The following is an 804-nucleotide window of genomic DNA, read 5'->3' as shown; positions in this document are numbered from 1 at the left end:
GGCTCTGTTAGAGCAAAGTGTTGATTTTAGAAGGGGACGTCCTCAAACAGCTCGGGAGTCGGGGAGTCCCAGTCGGGGGTCGACTTCGTCGTCGGCCTTACGTTCTTCTTGAGGTGTGCTCGAGCGTACCGTTCCTTCTCGACCATCTGCTTCATCAACTCGTTCAGTTTCGGACGTTGAGTCGTCGAGCTGATCGGTATGGCGGGGCGCTCGGACAGCGTACGCGTAACGGTCGGGCAAGTTTCGCTATCAAGAAGCCATGAGGCTTCTTCAATGGGCTGGCGCTTGCCAACGCGGAACGCAAAGAGCCGGTGCCAGGTCAAGTAGTTGCTGAGATACTTCGTGGCAACACCATGGAAGGGGCGAAGAAACTCCTTAATCGAGCGGTGGTACTGGTTGACGCTCTGGATGTGGTAGATCCCGCGCTTAACCTTGCCTCCCTTCAGGCGAATCAGCGACAGCTCAGCCTGTTTTGCGAACTGTTGGTAGGAAGAGCTCATATCAGTGCAGAGCACCGTCTTGGGTTCAACCTCTCCCGTCAATGCGTCTTGGATATCACGCTTGGTGGGGACACCCAAGTTTGAAACAACGGAAACGGTGTCGGACTCGCGATCGATTCCCGTGACCACACATACTTTGTTGAGCGAATGACCACGCTGAACGGAGCTGTGACCACGTTTGTGCGTTTCACGCGGTATTTTGAACTGACTACGGCTGTGATTGCCTTTGAAGGAGAGCTCCAAATAGGTCTCGTCGGCCTCAGTGATGCCGTCCAAAACCGTCTTTGGCATTCCCGCGCTGAGT

At 54.9% G+C, this 804-nt stretch carries 1 protein-coding gene; it reads right to left on the bottom strand.

What is annotated here, in order from left to right; translation table 11 throughout:
- Positions 1-26: 26 nt before the first annotated feature.
- Positions 27-804 (bottom strand): IS1595 family transposase (locus H6A60_RS11915; protein WP_205104910.1); only part of this gene is annotated, 778 nt, incomplete at its 5' end.

Source organism: Sutterella massiliensis, from assembly GCF_016899755.1.
Classification (GTDB): domain Bacteria; phylum Pseudomonadota; class Gammaproteobacteria; order Burkholderiales; family Burkholderiaceae_F; genus Sutterella; species Sutterella massiliensis.
The sequence above is the reverse complement of the archived record's forward strand: the minus strand, read 5'-3'. Positions and strand labels throughout refer to the sequence as shown.